This window comes from Candidatus Thiodiazotropha sp. AKAK2 (assembly GCF_058244685.1).
Genome location: NZ_JBSYOP010000016.1, coordinates 1 through 14,987 on the forward strand (window position 1 = coordinate 1; position 14,987 = coordinate 14,987).

Below are 14,987 nucleotides of genomic sequence, written 5' to 3' on the forward strand. Positions count from 1 at the left end.
CTTCTTTCAATATCCGGACAATCTGTGTCTCAGAATATTTTGATCGTTTCATTTTCATTCCCCCGTTGGTCATAGTTTAACCGGAGAACTCTAATTATCGATGGACCAATTATCGGGGAGGATTACAGTTTGTCTCTATATTGGGATGTATAACCCCAATTCCGAGTTCCTTCATCGTGGTAAATATTGGGGTTTATTAGCACATTGGCTGCGGAATATTACGCGGTAAACCGGTGGCGGATATACCGGGACAGGCATCATTTGGAAGGAGTAAGTACGGGGAGAGTAAGTGCGAAGTACGGGGACAGTCACCATTTTTATGTGCAAATATGGTTGTCCATTTTCCCACACTCAACGGTTTGATTGTTTAATCGAAGATCTGTCTTTTTGATGCCTCATTACGAAAGCGCTAAGCCAGCTATCATCGATAAATGACAAAACGATGTATTTAATTAAACTGAGGAATCAGATGTATTTTCTACCACAGGTGAATTGATAAAAGCCTCTTTTTTCGTCACTTCAGACAGAACTAACGTCGTTTACCGCCACGTCCTTTTTTACCTCGATCGGGTCCCACACGTAGTAGACTTCCATTGAGATCGCTGTTGTCGAGTGCGGCAATTGCTGCACGAGCCTCATGACCTTCCATGTCGAGGGTTGCGAAGCCTTTGCATTCGCCGGAGAAGAGGTCTTTTACCAGTTTGAGGGAACGAACGGTTCCGTATTCAGAAAAGAGGCTGGTGAGAGAGGCTTCGGTCGTCGATCTTGGCAGTCCGCGTACTGAGAGGGTGATCAATGTGCATGGCCTTTGTTGAATGAATATTGTTCAATCCAACTCGAAAAGAAGGGATTGATGGGATTCTGAGAGAGGAGGTTGAACTTGCCTCGTGAGTGAGGCAAGCTCTTTTAAGACAGCAGTTTACAGTGGGACGACGTTTTCCGCCTGTGGCCCTTTGGGACCCTGTGTCTCGGTAAATTCAACCTTCTGACCGTCCATCAGATTACGGTGGCCTTCGCCGACGATGGAGCGGAAATGGACGAACAGGTCTTTACCAGATTCCCGTTCAATAAATCCAAAACCTTTGCCACTATCGAACCACTTGACGGTTCCGGTTTGTTTTTCAGACATTACTATATACCTCAAATTTACTAAAATTTATCCGGCTTTAAGGCGGACGTTCACCACAAATCTTGGTAAAAACTGTACAACATGATTCGGGTGTATCTAACGAGGAGACAGCGAATATCAGGTTTTAAAGGAAGGACTAAGATCTTGCAGATCCTCACACCATATAGAACCTGACTGTAAAATGCAAATATTGCCGGTAAACTGCAGCAGGATGTCGGTAAACCGCGGTAAACCGGGAACAATTACCAAACACCATGACAGGCACCATTTGAAAGGATCAACACACCCCCTAAACTCCAGCCTCCATTTATTTCTGTTGGAATAAAATTATGGCCGCCACCGATTTTTCCAGGGGGCTTTGCCAAAAACAAATCAGGACACCCATCAATTATCGCAAAAGAAACTTTACTAACATCACCTTTTTCCACTGATTTCTTTATAGTTAATAGATACAGGAAACGAATACTCTAAAAAGAAATCGCCCATATTCGGGCCAAGTCAGTCAAAGCTCAGCTAAGCGGCTCTGCGGATGAAAGCCGAGAAGAGATTCTCACTGAAATCAATGATCGAGCAGAAATTAGTGGGAAATTATAGGCTTTCGAGCGAAACAAAAGCAGACTTCGAACGAATCTGCTTAGGCGGCCTTAGGGAGTATAGCTTGGAGCAAGCTGACCAATACTACGACGCACTCTTTAAATGATTTGAAGAGCTCTTTGAAAAGCCTTACCTCTTTCAAACCCTGCCCCAATCAAAACTCAAACGCTGTTTTCTTACAAATGGTACGCAGCGCAAAACTGGTCTTGATATGCGCCACGTGCGGCAGACGGCTCAGCTGGCTCTTATGAATACGCTCGTAATCTTTTGCATCGGCAACAGCCACTCTCACAAGATAGTCGAAATCCCCCGCCATCAGATGACACTCCTGGATGTCGGGGCTCTCGGCAGCCTGGCGCTCGAACGCTTCCAGTGCCTCCTCGCTCTGGCGATTGAGGGAAATCTCCACGAACACGTTGCTCGGCTTGCCCGCCGCTTCCTGGTTGACCAGTGCGGTGTAGCGTTCGATGACTCCACGATCTTGCAGTGCATGCACCCGGCGCAGACAAGCTGAGGGGGACAGATTGATCCGCTCCGCCAGCTGGGCATTGGTGATGCGTCCGTCCGCCTGGAGCTGGTTCAGGATGGCGCGATCTATACGGTCAAATGCCATTTTTCGAATATTCTTTCAATAATTAGAGTTGAAATAGTATTTTCTACGATTATTAAAGGTCTTCACCGGTGATTTTGCAATCCAATTCAATCGGTTTTTCACTACAGTTGCCATCATCAGCCCAACAATTGATGAGGAGAGTGAGATGCTTGTCGGTGTACCCAAAGAGATCAAGAACCATGAATACCGAGTCGGCATGACCCCTGCCAGCGTGCAGGAGATGGTGGCCCATGGACATCCGGTTATCGTAGAGACACAGGCCGGTGCAGGCATCGGCTGCAGTGATGAAGATTATGCAAAGGCAGGCGCCAGAGTGGTTGCGGATGCGGCCAAAGTGTTCGCCCAGGCGGATATGATCGTCAAGGTCAAGGAGCCCCAGGCCATCGAACGGCAGATGCTGCGTGAGGGTCAGATCCTCTTCACCTATCTGCATCTGGCACCCGATCCGGAGCAGACCCGTGACCTCATCGACAGCGGTGCAGTCTGCATCGCCTATGAAACTGTCCTCGATGGTCATGGTGGCCTGCCTCTCCTGGCTCCCATGTCCCAGGTGGCAGGTCGCATGTCGATCCAGGCCGGGGCCAGCGCTCTGGAGCGCGCCCATGGGGGTGAGGGTATTTTGCTGGGCGGTGTTCCCGGGGTAGCGCCAGCCAAGGTGGTTGTGATCGGCGGTGGTGTGGTAGGTGAGAACGCCATCCAGATGGCCCTGGGCATGGGTGCTGACGTGACGGTGCTGGATCGCAACATCGAGGTACTCAACCGCCTAGCAGGTCGCTTCGGCACGGCACTGAGGACCGTCTACTCCACCCGTGCCGCACTGAATGATCATGTACTTGGCGCCGACCTGGTTGTGGGTGGTGTGTTGGTCAAGGGTGCGGCGGCACCCAAGCTGGTAACCCGCAAGATGCTCAAGTCGATGAAAGCCGGTTCGGTGTTGGTGGATGTCGCCATCGACCAGGGTGGCTGTTTCGAAACCTCCAGACCCACCACCCACGCCGAACCCACCTATGTGGTGGATGGTGTGGTTCACTACTGTGTCGCCAATATGCCGGGGGCGGTACCGCGCACCTCCACCTATGCCCTCAACAACGTCACCCTGCCCTATGCCCTGTCACTGGCGGACAAGGGTTACAGTGCGGCGCTGCTGGAGAACCCCTCTTTCCTGGAAGGGCTCAACATCTATCGTGGCAAGGTGACTTGCGAGGCAGTGGCTCATGATCTGGGATACGACTATGCTGTCCCCACGGAGGCATTGGCCGCTTAAGCAGCAACATCTGGACGTTGAGGCTGTAACCACACCCCTGAAGACTCGACGACCGCATCTTGCGGTCGTCTCATTCCTCGAGTAATTGAATATTCAGGAGACCTATCATTGATAGATAGAAAGAATCAAAGAGATACGAACAAGTAGTACAACATGGTTCTGTTATCAAACATGAGACGCCCCAGGATTCGCATTTCTAACCTGGCTTTTTAGGTTTTCAATAGATCGGTCAATGCACGAAACAGATCCGTTTCAGTCAGCATGCCGGCTACATGCTGATCGTCGCTTAAAACCGGTAAGCAACCGATTCGATTGTCATTCATCTGCTGTGCTGCAATGGCAAGTGAAGTGCCTGCCGAGGTTGTTAATACAGGCGTATGCATGACTTCTGAAATTTCCACGGGCGCTTCTTTGAAATAACGTGCGGCCAACTGTAAATCGCGCCGGGTTACGATGCCAACGACCTGGTTTCCTTCATCGACAACCGGTAGATGATGCATGTTCTTTTTTTCCATGATCTCAAATGCCAGATCATAGTTGTCTTCCTGCTGAACTGTAACGGGCGATGAACTCATGTAGTCACTTACCAGCATTGGATTCTCCTCTGGGGAATAGTTATTTTGACTAGCCATAAACTATGGTTATTGAATTAGAATAAAAGCAACCTACCATCATATCAAGGGAGCAAAAAACAAGTTTAGAGAGTAATTTTTTAATAATTTTCTAATAACCTGTCCGGTATATCTCACAGAATTCTGCAGTATTACTCTTGGCCTCTATGATTATTTACAGCATATTTCATCTTTATCTTGTCGTTTTATATGACATTTACAGATTTCAGACGAAACGGATGCCATAAATCCACCTATGAAAACCCCATCTGTAATTGACACACTTCCGTGAAAAAACCGGATAGCCAATATTGAGTATTAATAACGTAACGATCATTAGCATGAACTCAATAATTAAAAAAGATATTTTAAATGATTATGATGTTGGTTATACCCAACTTTTTTCACTGTAAACCACTTATGATTAAAGCGACGGCAATCAGCGCAGACAAGCTGACTGGAGCATTGATCCACCAAGACATAGTGACATCGCTGTCACTTGCCTGTCTATTATTCCTGTCCGCCTGTTCAGATAAGCCCAATGTCATTCAACACGCTGATGACTATAGCTCAAGCGGACATCATCATGTCTATGTCGTAAGTCACGATTGGCATACCGGCTTTGTTATTCCTTCGACTAAAGTCTATGAGTCCATCCCCGCTTTACAGGAGCGTTTTGAACAAAGCAGAAATATCGAATTCGGCTGGGGTGATAAGAAGTTTTATCAGGCTGAGGAGATCACCACCAGTCTCGCACTAAGAGCAATCCTGTGGCCAACCGAAACCGTGGTTCATGCGGTGGCCGTGCCTGAAAACGTCAGAGGTTATTTCAGCAACAGCGAAGTAGAACGGCTCTGTTTGAATGACAAAGAGATCACCACATTGGTGGCGTTTATTTCAAACAGCTTCAGCAAGAGCAGTTTGGCTGAAGTGGAACCACTCAGCGAAGGCATTTATGGCGACAGTCAATTCTATAAAGGTGCCGGCACCTATCATCTGTTGAACACTTGCAACGAGTGGACAGCAAAAGGCTTGAAGAGCATCGGCATGGATATTGTGCCCACGAGCAAATTCACAGCAGAAAGCATTATGAATTACCTTCACGACAGGCAAATAACGAAGCGCGATCCATTAGCAACCATGGCAGATTCAAAGTGTTTGCCTGGTAGAGAGACACGATGAATAGTCAATAGAGGTTTACGGCTCTCATAGATGGCTTATTGGTAGAGTATTAGCCTTTCAAATCAACCTGATCCCCCAACCCAAGATTCCTCTCGCTACAATTACACGCAATCACCTCTCTGGCTGCATCTTTGAGGCGAACCGCCTCGGCCCAATCATCACTTCTTGGTTCAATTGTAGGTGCTATGATGATCCGCACTGCGCCGTGGTGAGGATATTTGGAATCGTCTTGTAATATGGCGCGGGTTCCTCTGATCGTAACCGGCACGACAGGTATCCCATTCTGGGTCGCAGCGACAAATGCCCCCATACGGAACGGCAACAGCCCCGGTTCAGCCCGGAAGGTACCTTCCGGGTAGAAGGCCAGCGACCGTCCGGCAGAGAGTTGGCTGGCAAATTCCTCAACGGCCATAACACTGCGCCGACTGTCGATGCGCTCGACAAACAGTGTATCAAGCCGTTTCAGGAATAGCCTGACATAGGATTTTCTTGCCAGCTCCTGTTTGGCCACATAGATAAAATCCCGTGGTAAGCCATCGATCAATGCCAGCGTATCGAGATAACTTGAGTGGTTGGCTACCAGAATGACAGGATGATTTGCTGATGGGAGGTTTTCAACCCCCTCCACACTGAGTGGTGTGGCAGTAAGCCCTCGCAGGATGCGAATTGCCTTACGCACCACAGCCCAACGCCAGGAGAGGCGTGGCAACAATATGACACTGGTCCATACCAGTGGCGCCAGGATATAAAACATCATCCAGGCATAGGTTGCGAAGAGGCGGCTTTTTGCACGGCGATAGAAACCGCCCAGCCCACGCGCCATGCTTGATATCAACAGACTCATCATCTGCAGCACCAGCGGACGTGGGCGACGCCCCAGGTCTCCCCGCTCATAAAGTTCACGCATCGCGCCTCGTCGCAATTTTCCGCTCGATGTCTTCAGCACAGTGTGCGGTGGCGCCAACAACAGATCATCCGGCGGCATCCCCAGTAGATCGGTCGAGTGTTCCAGGATTGCCTGTCGCAGGTGCGCTTTGCGTTCTGGGTCTGTCTCTCGAGTCTCTGCCAGAACGATCAGACGCTCACTTCCCGTGGTGGGGTCGTTACTGGGAAACAGTGCCACACACCCCTTACGGATGCCATCCAGCTCTCCCAACTGCTGCTCCAATTCATAGGGATAGATATTGCGTCCGCCACGGATGATCATCTCCTTGAGGCGTCCCGTAATAAAGATCTCCCCATCCGCAAGATAGGCACGATCCCCGGTATCCAGCCAGCCGTCGCGGTAGAGCTTGGCCGTGGCTGGCGGGTTGTCGAAGTAACCACTTGTGGCCGATGGCCCCTGAAACTCCAAGCGTCCCTCCATGCGGTCAGGCAGAGGCATGTTGTTACCATCAACAACCTGAGCCCGATAGCCATCAAGCACTCGACCACAGCCTACGACAGCCATAGGTTCAGGATCGTTTTCCGCCGCCGTAACCGCTTCCCCATCGAGCATAAATCGATCTCTGTTGATTCGATCGATGACCGGACCGCGTTGGGGTGGCGGGAAAGCCAAACCCACGGCCGACTCCGCCAAACCATACACCGGAGCCAGTGCGCCCGCATCAAAACCATAGGGTGCAAATCGCTCGGTAAATCCTTGCAAGGTCGCTGCAGTAACTGGCTCTGCACCATTGAATGCGAAGCGCCAGCTGCTGAGATCGAGACCGGCAATCTCTTCTTCCGACACCTTGTTGAGACAGAGTTCGTAACCAAAGTTAGGGGATGCGGAGAGAGTGCCCCGGTGATGGTGGATCGCCCACAACCAGCGGGAAGGCCGCGCCAGGAAGTGCAACGGGGACATGACTACCAGCGGTACACCGTAGTAGAGACTGCCGAGCCAGGCGCCGATCAGCCCCATATCGTGATAGAGGGGGAGCCAGCTGATGAACACATCATCAGGGGTGACCTTAACCGCCTCTCCCATGGCGCGGATGTTAGCGAGAAGATTGGCATGGGTGAGCATGACCCCTTTGGGATCACCTGTACTTCCCGAGGTGTATTGCAGAAAGGCAATGTCATCCGCCTGTCGGATTACGGATGGCGGCGTACTCGGCCCACTGTCGAGTTCGCTCCAGTCGACAATATGCCGCAAAGATGGCACTTGGATCTTGAGTAACCGCGCCACCTTATTTGCCGCTGGTATGGTAATCAGCAGGCGCACACCCGCATTCTCAAGTATGCGACTGTGGCGAGTCAGATGCTCTTCCAGTTGGGAGGGGCGAGTCGGTGGATAGATGGGTACCGGCACGGCGCCCGCCAGCAGGGTGCCTAAAAAACTGAAAAAATAGCTCTCTCCGGTCGGTAGCATCAAGGCGACCCGGTCGCCCGGCCTGATCGATCGTTGCCATAAACTGGATGCCACCCTCGCCGCACCCGACCAGAGAGCCTGATAGCTCAACTCAACGGGGTTTTCATCACTGCCGTAGTAGAGTATGTGAACACGCTGAGGCTGATGATCCAGATGCCATGACAATACCTCCATCAGGGTTGATGCTTTGATCGGAGCAGGAACATCGCTATCCGGGAGTGACGGTCTCGCCTCTATCACTTGGTTTCCCGGCAAACCAGCAACTTGCGTCGTCAGGATCAATAGGGCGCGGGGTGTTTCCGCAAGCAGCGCTTCATCAGGCATGACCAGGTTGAATTGCCCATTGATCCGGCCAATTAACTCAGTACGCGCCAGACTGTCCAATCCCAGGTCGCGCTCCAGTCGACAATCCAGATCCAACCTGGATCGTTGATGTCCGACAGTGGGCATTTCATCAATCAACCCTTGAATCACATCCAACAGAGCATCTGCCGTCACCTCGGCTTCACGCTGGACCATCTCATCGGGGAGTCTATTATTCATAGGCTTGAACCCTTTGATTCTGCCTTATAAAAGTTGCGATAACGTTGAGCCAACAGGTTTGGCAAACTCATCGCCATAAAGTTCTGAACCAGCCACCTGAGTGGCCACTAACTTACTCCTGACAATCAATTCTCCTTGATAACACAAGTATAGGAAGTCACTGCAGTCCCGTTAACTCAAAATTAGCCAAGATGATGCATAAAAGCCCCTCTACCTGGGTGGGAGGGGGGTTGGGAAGCGTGTGTGCATCTTGCGGCTAATAGAAATCCATTGGTTTCCGGGTTAATAATGCACCAATCCTTATATTGTGGATTAATTTAAGAACTATGAGGGTGTTGCTGGGTGCTCCCCCTCTACCGCAGGGGAGAGGGGAGCTACTGTTTCTGTCTATTTGGCACACTGATACTGGGTGCTTTTTCAGGTACAACAGAAGGTATTGAATTCGTATTAACAAGCCCTGGAGAAACCGGCTGAACTCACCAGTTTGTATCCTATCGATCAAAGTTAATGGGATAGAAATGAATAAGAAGTAATAAACCTGTCAACATAAATCGGGACAGTTAGCGTTTGATATTGATCTGCTGCTGATACGGTGGATTGGACAAGTATGACCATAATTGAAATTAAATCCTCACAAGCGTTGGCGCGTTTACGCCGACTTGCCTTAACTGCCCAAGGGTTACTGCAGGTTAAGCCCTATGGAAGCGGTTTGTCGGGCGCTCGTAATGCGATCAACCACATCGGCTATGTGCAGATCGACACCATATCGGTGGTGGAAAGAGCACACCACCACGTGGTTCACTCCAGAGTACCCAACTTCAAGCCGTCCATGACGAATCAAATGTTGATCGATGGCGACATTTTTGAGTATTGGGCACACGCCGCAGCTTTTTTCCCCATCTCCGATTTTCGCTTCTCTTTACCCTATAAACACGCCATTAAGAACGGTCAAACCCATTGGTATAAAGATCGTGATAATAAGCTCATGCGTGAACTGTTAGCCCGAATACGTTCAGATGGCCCGCTACGCTCCCGAGATATAAAATCGAATACCACAAAACGTGCAGGCTGGTGGGATTGGAAGCCCGCCAAAAAAGCACTCGAACAGTTGTATATGGAAGGCGACCTGATGGTAAGCAGTCGGGAAGGCTTTCAAAAAAGCTACGACCTAACCGAGCGAGTAGTGCCACCCAACGTAAACACGCAAATGCCCAGCATGGAAGAGTTTGCGGCACACGTTTTGGATAGACAGTTGCAATGCCATGGCTTGATTTCGCTCAAGGGGCTGACCTACCACCAGCGCCGAAATAGCGAATTACGCAAAACAGTACATGATCTGGTTAAGGAGAGGTTGGCACAGCACACTTTGGAACAAGTCAAACTAGCCAGTGGTGAAGACTATGTATTGGACAAGAGTAGGCTCGAACACCGCCCTCCCCGACTGAACAATCGCATGCTGATTCTTTCACCGTTTGACAACAGCGTCATCCAGCGTGAGCGTTTGAAAACACTGTTTCAGTACGACTATCAGTTGGAATGCTATCTACCCGCATCAAAACGGAGGTATGGCTACTTTTGCTTACCGCTACTTTTCCGCGATGAATTTATTGGACGAATGGATTGTAAAGCCCATAGAAAAACCGGTCAGTTGGAGATTAAATCACTCCATTTCGATCAGCACAATTTTGAGGAAGATTTAATCATTGCCGAATTTGTAAAAGCCATTAAAAAATTCTGTCATTTTCAACAATGTAACTCAGTGTTTTTGACGAAACCTCATCCAAAACATATAACACAGAATTTACGCCGTGCGTTAAAGGCTATCGAATGACGCCGAGTTCAAGTTAGTGAAATAAATCTAGGCCTCTAACATTGAGTTACCGTAGTTAAATAATAATAACGATCAGTACTTAATTGTCTTATAGCTTTGAATTGCTGAATTTTTTTTCAAACCGCACGTTTGCTCCTTTTCTAATCTGCTGGACGAATAAGGTATAGAGAGCGTGAGTAACCGTCAGTCTTTACCCCTATTCTTCCTGGCACAGGCTGCAACGGAAGTCTGAAAATTTTTATAATCACATACATTCAATGAAAATCTCTCGATTTTGTCTGCAGATCTCCCAGCCAGTCAGTACGATCCTCCAACCGCCCGGCGACTAAATGCAACACCCCATCTTGCTGTTGCACGATACCGCTGACGATCAATAATTGTGACTGCAATAACGGTTTACGTTGCGCTTCGGCGATCTTCGGCCAGACGATGACATTGGCTTGACCGGTTTCGTCTTCCAAGGTGACAAAGATGACACCGGAGGCCGTGCCGGGGCGTTGACGACCGATGACCAGTCCGGCGGTACGGGCGACGGCGCCGTTGCGCACCGACCAGAGTGCCTGTGCCGTATGCACGCGCCTTTTATTCAGGCGGGGCCTCAGCAAAGCAACAGGATGGCGCCGAAGGCTCACACCGCTACTGGCATAATCGGCAATGATCTCCTCCTGTTCGTCGGGTTTGGGCAGCATGACTTCGGCACTTTCGGCGTTGTACTCCTGGAACAGGGGCAAGGGTTCTTCCACACCACTGACCTGCCACTGGGCACGATAACGATCCCCTGAAAAACCCTGCAGCGCATCGGCACTGGCCAAGGCTTGCAGGTCGGTGCGATGGAGTTTGGCACGATTGGCGAGTTCACCCACATCGACAAAAGCTTTCCGCTTACGCGCATCGATCAGGTTTTGTATACCCTCCTCTGAGAGGCCTTTGACCATATTCAAACCCAGCCGCAAAGCAGGCTGGGGGCTGGGTTCTTCGCTCTGCTCCCTGGGGGTATCGTATTCAAGGGTAGAGTCCGCTTCACTAAATCGCACATCGATAGGCCGCACTTCCACGCCATGCCGTTTGGCATCCTGTATCAGTTGCGCCGGGGCATAGAATCCCATCGGTTGACTATTTAAGAGTGCGCAAACGAATACAGCCGGGTGATAGAGTTTCATCCAAGCCGAGGCATAGGCCAGCAACGCAAAGCTGGCTGAGTGGGACTCGGGAAAACCGTAATCGCTGAAACCGCGAATTTGGCGAAAGATCTGCCGCGCGAATTCATCGCTATAACCTCGTTTACGCATGCCGCTGTGCAGTTTTTCCTCGAAGGGCTCCAGCCCCCCTTTGCGTTTCCAGGCCGCCATAGCGCGACGTAACTGGTCTGCTTCACCGGCACTGAAACCGGCGGCTACCATGGCGATCTGCATCACTTGCTCTTGAAAAATCGGCACTCCCAGGGTGCGTTCTAATACCGAACGAATGGCCTCGCTGGGATAGGTGACAGGTGCCTTACCGCTGCGACGCAAGAGATAGGGATGCACCATATCACCCTGTATGGGGCCTGGACGAACAATGGCGATTTGAATCACCAGGTCATAGTAATTCCGGGGTCGCAACCGGGGCAGCATCGACATTTGTGCCCGTGATTCGATTTGAAACAGGCCCACGGTATCGGCACGACTGATCATTTCGTAGACTTTGGGATCTTCAGCGGGAATATCAGCCAGAGAGAGTTCGCATTTTTGCGGCGCGCCGATGTAACCCAATGCCTTGCGCAGTGCGGTCAGCATGCCAAGCGCCAATACATCCATTTTCAGTAGCCCAAGGGCTTCGACATCGTCTTTTTCCCACTGGATTATGGTTCTCTCCTGCATCGCCGCATTTTCAATGGGGACAAGTTGGGTCAACGGTCCGGCCGAGATGATAAAACCGCCGACATGCTGTGAGAGATGGCGAGGAAACCCGAGCAGCATCTCCACCAGGGTGATCAGTCGTTTGATCAAAGGGCTCTCCGCAGAAAAGCCCATTTCAGCCAGGTGGCCGGGGATCAAGACCTGACTGTCCCACCAGCGGGTGGATCTGGCCAGACGCTCTACCTGCACCCGGCTAAATCCCAACGCTTTGCCTACGTCGCGTATGGCGCTACGTGGCTGGTAGGTAATCACGGTGGCAACCAGGGCAGCTCGGTCACGTCCATATTTTCGATAGATGTATTGAATCACCTCTTCACGCCGGGCATTCTCAAAATCCACATCGATATCCGGCGGTTCGTTGCGCTCCTTGGAGATGAACCTTTCGAACAACAGCGCCATGCGGGCCGGGTCGACAGCGGTAATGCCGAGACAATAACAAACCGTGGAATTGGCCGCTGAGCCACGGCCCTGGCAAAGAATCTTCTGGCTGCGCGCAAAACAGACGATGTCGTAAATGGTGAGGAAATAGGGTTCGTATTTCAGTTCGGCGATCAATGCCAGCTCATGTTCGATCGCTTTTCTGACTTTATCCGGTACCCCTTGCGGCCAGCGCTCTTTGGCTCCGGCTTCAACCTGGATGCGCAACCAATCAGTGGCGTTGTAACCTTCGGGTACCAGTTCACTGGGGTATTCGTATTGCAACTCATCCAGCGAGAAGGTGCAACGATCGGCAATGGCCAGGGTTTCATGCAACAGGGCCTGAGGATAGATTTGTGTCAGGCGCTGGTAAGAGCGCAGGTGACCTTCTCCATTAGCGGCCAATCGATTACCCAGTTGTGCCAGGGGTATGTTCAAACGAATCGCAGTGAGGGTATCGTGCAGGATGCGACGATTGCGCTGGTGCATCTGAACATTACCGCTAGCCGTTAGGGGGATATCGTGGCGCTGAGACAGACACCGCAGATGTTCCAGGTGCGCCCCATCCTTGCCTGTCAGCGACAGCTCTGCAGCGATCCATAACCGCTTGGGGAAAAGCTCATTGAGAAAGACCACCTCCTGCGCTTCTCCCGGTAGCCACAAAGCAAGGCAGTCACTCAGGCAATGCCGGGTTAGATCGACTCGGGTCATATGGTAGTCGCCTTTATCGGCATTACGGCGTGCCTTTGAGATCAATGTGGATAGCTGACCATATCCCTTGCGGTTTGTCGCCAACAGTACAAACGACAGACCGTCCTCCAGCCTGAACCGGCTGCCGATGATGAGGTGGAGTTGCTGACGCTTGGCCTCGACATGGGCGCGCACAACACCGGCCAGGGAGCATTCGTCGGTGATGGCCAGGGCACGGTAGTTGAGCACCGCCGCGCGTGCGACGAGTTCCTCCGGGTGTGAGGCACCCTGTAAAAAGGTGAAGTTGCTGATGCAGTGGAGTTCGGCATAGGACATGTCCACACCCCTTACCCGAATAAACCCTGCAGATACCACGCTCCATCCTGTAGATTACGAAACAGCCACAATCGCCGGCCATGACGATCGCGTGCCTGATAATAATCGCGCCGGATATCAAAACCATCCCACCAGCCACCCTCGATACGTTCCGATTCGGATGTCAATTGAATCTCTTTCAATCTACTGCCTAATCGTTGTGGCTGTGACAACAGCCAAAGTGGGCGCCTCTTCAATAACCCGTGAGTCTGTGGCTCTGCATGATCGGTCAGGGTATAGGCCCAGGCGTATTCGGGTCGGTGTTCGTCCCGCAGTTGCAGATGGCACACCGCCTCTTCTCCCAAGCGGGTCTGTAGCTGATCCAACACCTGCTGCCAATCGGTGTCCTGTTCCTCACCCGGCGCAAACAGCGCTTGATTGCCGATAGCGGCGGGATGAAATTCAGCTGCGAGCAGCACCAACTCCAATACAGGTGCCGACAGTTTTTCCTGATTAAACCGTTCTCGTATCAGTGTCGATAGGTGCGTTTCGTCACGGCATAGCTGCCGTGTGCCCAGATGCAGACACGACGTCTCTTTGTCCGCATGATAAAAGATCACCTGTAGGCGGTTCAGCGCCAATTCCCGCAATCGCATGAAGTGCACCAAACGCGGCAGGAGCTGTTCAATGCCGTAGAGAATGAAGGTCAAGTTTTCTGTCTCTTGAGGGAAGTGCCAGGAGGCGGAAAAAATCGGTGCGCTCTTATGGGATAAGCGAAGTTCGGGTTTATCGCACAACAACCGATCAAGATAATCGATAAACTCCAGCCCTAAACGCTTTATCAATCCCGCTCTGGGAAGACGCCAAAGATCGCGCAGTTCGCGCAAACCCATTCTGACTAGCAGGCTTGCCTGTTTCTCAGAAACAGGCAGTACGGCAAGTGGCAGTTTACCCAGCTCTGCACGCAGGGCAGCGCTTTCGGTGATGCAGGCCTGCATACCGCAACGCGCCAGCAGCAAGGCCGCCTGTGGGGAAGGAGCAACAGCAATCTCCACCCGATAGGGTTGCTGTCGCAGATCCCCTGCCACGCGCGCGTGCAATGCCTGCAGGCCGCCAAACAACTTCAAGCTGGCGCCCACCTCCAGCAGTAACGCCTGCGGTTCCAGGCTGACCATGGAGCTGTACTGCATAGCCTCGTCGGCCAGATCGGTTAAGCGGGCCTGTTCAGTCGGGAGATCGCGCTGCTCGGTCGCCAACTCGGGACACAGGGCATAAGCTGCCGTAAGCGCCATGCCGGTCTCCACGCCCTTCTTTCGAGCCGGTTGCGACGCAGCGTGGATAATCTGTTTCCCATGCGCTTCATCGATGACCGCCCATGGCCTGGCATCCACATCAGCATCCAGTACTTCCAGGGACAAACGGGGGAAAAAGAGACTCATCCACAGTGAAGAGCGCCCCGTCGCAGACGGCTTGGGAGCCTGCGGTGACTGGGACGGAAACAGGGTATGCTGAAGGGGGGCGGCAGCGGCGGATTCGGACATGACAGC

Annotated in this window: 11 protein-coding genes; 3 read left to right on the forward strand and 8 right to left on the reverse strand. The window is 51.5% G+C overall.

Features of this window, described 5'->3' with window-relative positions:
- Positions 1-529: 529 nt before the first annotated feature.
- The 4 genes from AC4IE8_RS05315 to AC4IE8_RS05330 all read right to left on the reverse strand — a co-directional run bounded on the left by AC4IE8_RS05315 (position 530) and on the right by AC4IE8_RS05330 (position 2,336).
- On the reverse strand, positions 530-796 hold the full coding sequence (locus AC4IE8_RS05315) for an RNA recognition motif domain-containing protein (protein WP_068990257.1): 267 nt from the start codon (positions 794-796) through the stop codon (positions 530-532).
- A gap of 123 nt (positions 797-919) precedes the next feature.
- Positions 920-1,129 (reverse strand): cold-shock protein, encoded by a 210-nt coding sequence (locus AC4IE8_RS05320; RefSeq protein ID WP_068990254.1) that lies wholly within the window; start codon positions 1,127-1,129, stop codon positions 920-922.
- Between the two features lie 242 nt (positions 1,130-1,371).
- Complete coding sequence (locus AC4IE8_RS05325) at positions 1,372-1,557, reverse strand: hypothetical protein (protein WP_490790492.1); 186 nt, start codon at positions 1,555-1,557, stop codon at positions 1,372-1,374.
- Between the two features lie 320 nt (positions 1,558-1,877).
- The gene (locus AC4IE8_RS05330) at positions 1,878-2,336 is read right to left on the reverse strand and encodes an Lrp/AsnC family transcriptional regulator (protein WP_490790493.1); all 459 of its coding nucleotides are present in this window, start codon (positions 2,334-2,336) and stop codon (positions 1,878-1,880) included.
- A gap of 145 nt (positions 2,337-2,481) precedes the next feature.
- Here AC4IE8_RS05330 and ald point away from each other — a divergent pair, with 145 nt between their 5' ends.
- Positions 2,482-3,600, forward strand: coding sequence for an alanine dehydrogenase (gene ald / locus AC4IE8_RS05335; RefSeq protein WP_068990249.1), 1,119 nt, complete (start codon positions 2,482-2,484; stop codon positions 3,598-3,600).
- Between the two features lie 209 nt (positions 3,601-3,809).
- Here the strand turns inward: ald and AC4IE8_RS05340 are convergent, their stop codons facing one another.
- Complete coding sequence (locus AC4IE8_RS05340) at positions 3,810-4,193, reverse strand: CBS domain-containing protein (protein WP_068990247.1); 384 nt, start codon at positions 4,191-4,193, stop codon at positions 3,810-3,812.
- A gap of 438 nt (positions 4,194-4,631) precedes the next feature.
- Here AC4IE8_RS05340 and AC4IE8_RS05345 point away from each other — a divergent pair, with 438 nt between their 5' ends.
- A complete protein-coding gene (locus AC4IE8_RS05345) occupies positions 4,632-5,393 on the forward strand; it encodes a TIGR02117 family protein (RefSeq protein WP_490790494.1) in 762 nt (253 codons plus the stop codon).
- 49 nt (positions 5,394-5,442) lie between these two features.
- Here AC4IE8_RS05345 and AC4IE8_RS05350 read toward each other — a convergent pair whose 3' ends face one another.
- Positions 5,443-8,289, reverse strand: coding sequence for an AMP-binding protein (locus tag AC4IE8_RS05350; protein WP_490790495.1), 2,847 nt, complete (start codon positions 8,287-8,289; stop codon positions 5,443-5,445).
- Between the two features lie 607 nt (positions 8,290-8,896).
- Here AC4IE8_RS05350 and AC4IE8_RS05355 point away from each other — a divergent pair.
- Entirely contained in the window at positions 8,897-10,120 is a 1,224-nt protein-coding gene (locus AC4IE8_RS05355) for a winged helix-turn-helix domain-containing protein (protein ID WP_490790496.1), read from the forward strand.
- A 254-nt stretch (positions 10,121-10,374) separates the two neighbouring features.
- Here AC4IE8_RS05355 and AC4IE8_RS05360 read toward each other — a convergent pair whose 3' ends face one another.
- Entirely contained in the window at positions 10,375-13,461 is a 3,087-nt protein-coding gene (locus AC4IE8_RS05360; RefSeq protein WP_068990244.1) for an error-prone DNA polymerase, read from the reverse strand.
- Between the two features lie 11 nt (positions 13,462-13,472).
- Positions 13,473-14,981 (reverse strand): Y-family DNA polymerase, encoded by a 1,509-nt coding sequence (locus AC4IE8_RS05365; RefSeq protein ID WP_490790497.1) that lies wholly within the window; start codon positions 14,979-14,981, stop codon positions 13,473-13,475.
- Between the last annotated feature and the right edge of the window lie 6 nt (positions 14,982-14,987).

What these genes read in the sequence shown, in the direction of transcription:
- AC4IE8_RS05330 (WP_490790493.1), bottom strand. Translation starts at nt 2,336, where the DNA reads ATGGCATTTGACCGTATAGATCGCGCCATCCTGAACCAGCTCCAGGCG.
- AC4IE8_RS05350 (WP_490790495.1), bottom strand. Translation starts at nt 8,289, where the DNA reads ATGAATAATAGACTCCCCGATGAGATGGTCCAGCGTGAAGCCGAGGTG.
- AC4IE8_RS05340 (WP_068990247.1), bottom strand. Translation starts at nt 4,193, where the DNA reads ATGCTGGTAAGTGACTACATGAGTTCATCGCCCGTTACAGTTCAGCAG.
- AC4IE8_RS05355 (WP_490790496.1), top strand. Translation starts at nt 8,897, where the DNA reads ATGACCATAATTGAAATTAAATCCTCACAAGCGTTGGCGCGTTTACGC.
- AC4IE8_RS05320 (WP_068990254.1), bottom strand. Translation starts at nt 1,129, where the DNA reads ATGTCTGAAAAACAAACCGGAACCGTCAAGTGGTTCGATAGTGGCAAA.
- AC4IE8_RS05360 (WP_068990244.1), bottom strand. Translation starts at nt 13,461, where the DNA reads ATGTCCTATGCCGAACTCCACTGCATCAGCAACTTCACCTTTTTACAG.
- AC4IE8_RS05345 (WP_490790494.1), top strand. Translation starts at nt 4,632, where the DNA reads ATGATTAAAGCGACGGCAATCAGCGCAGACAAGCTGACTGGAGCATTG.
- ald (WP_068990249.1), top strand. Translation starts at nt 2,482, where the DNA reads ATGCTTGTCGGTGTACCCAAAGAGATCAAGAACCATGAATACCGAGTC.
- AC4IE8_RS05365 (WP_490790497.1), bottom strand. Translation starts at nt 14,981, where the DNA reads ATGTCCGAATCCGCCGCTGCCGCCCCCCTTCAGCATACCCTGTTTCCG.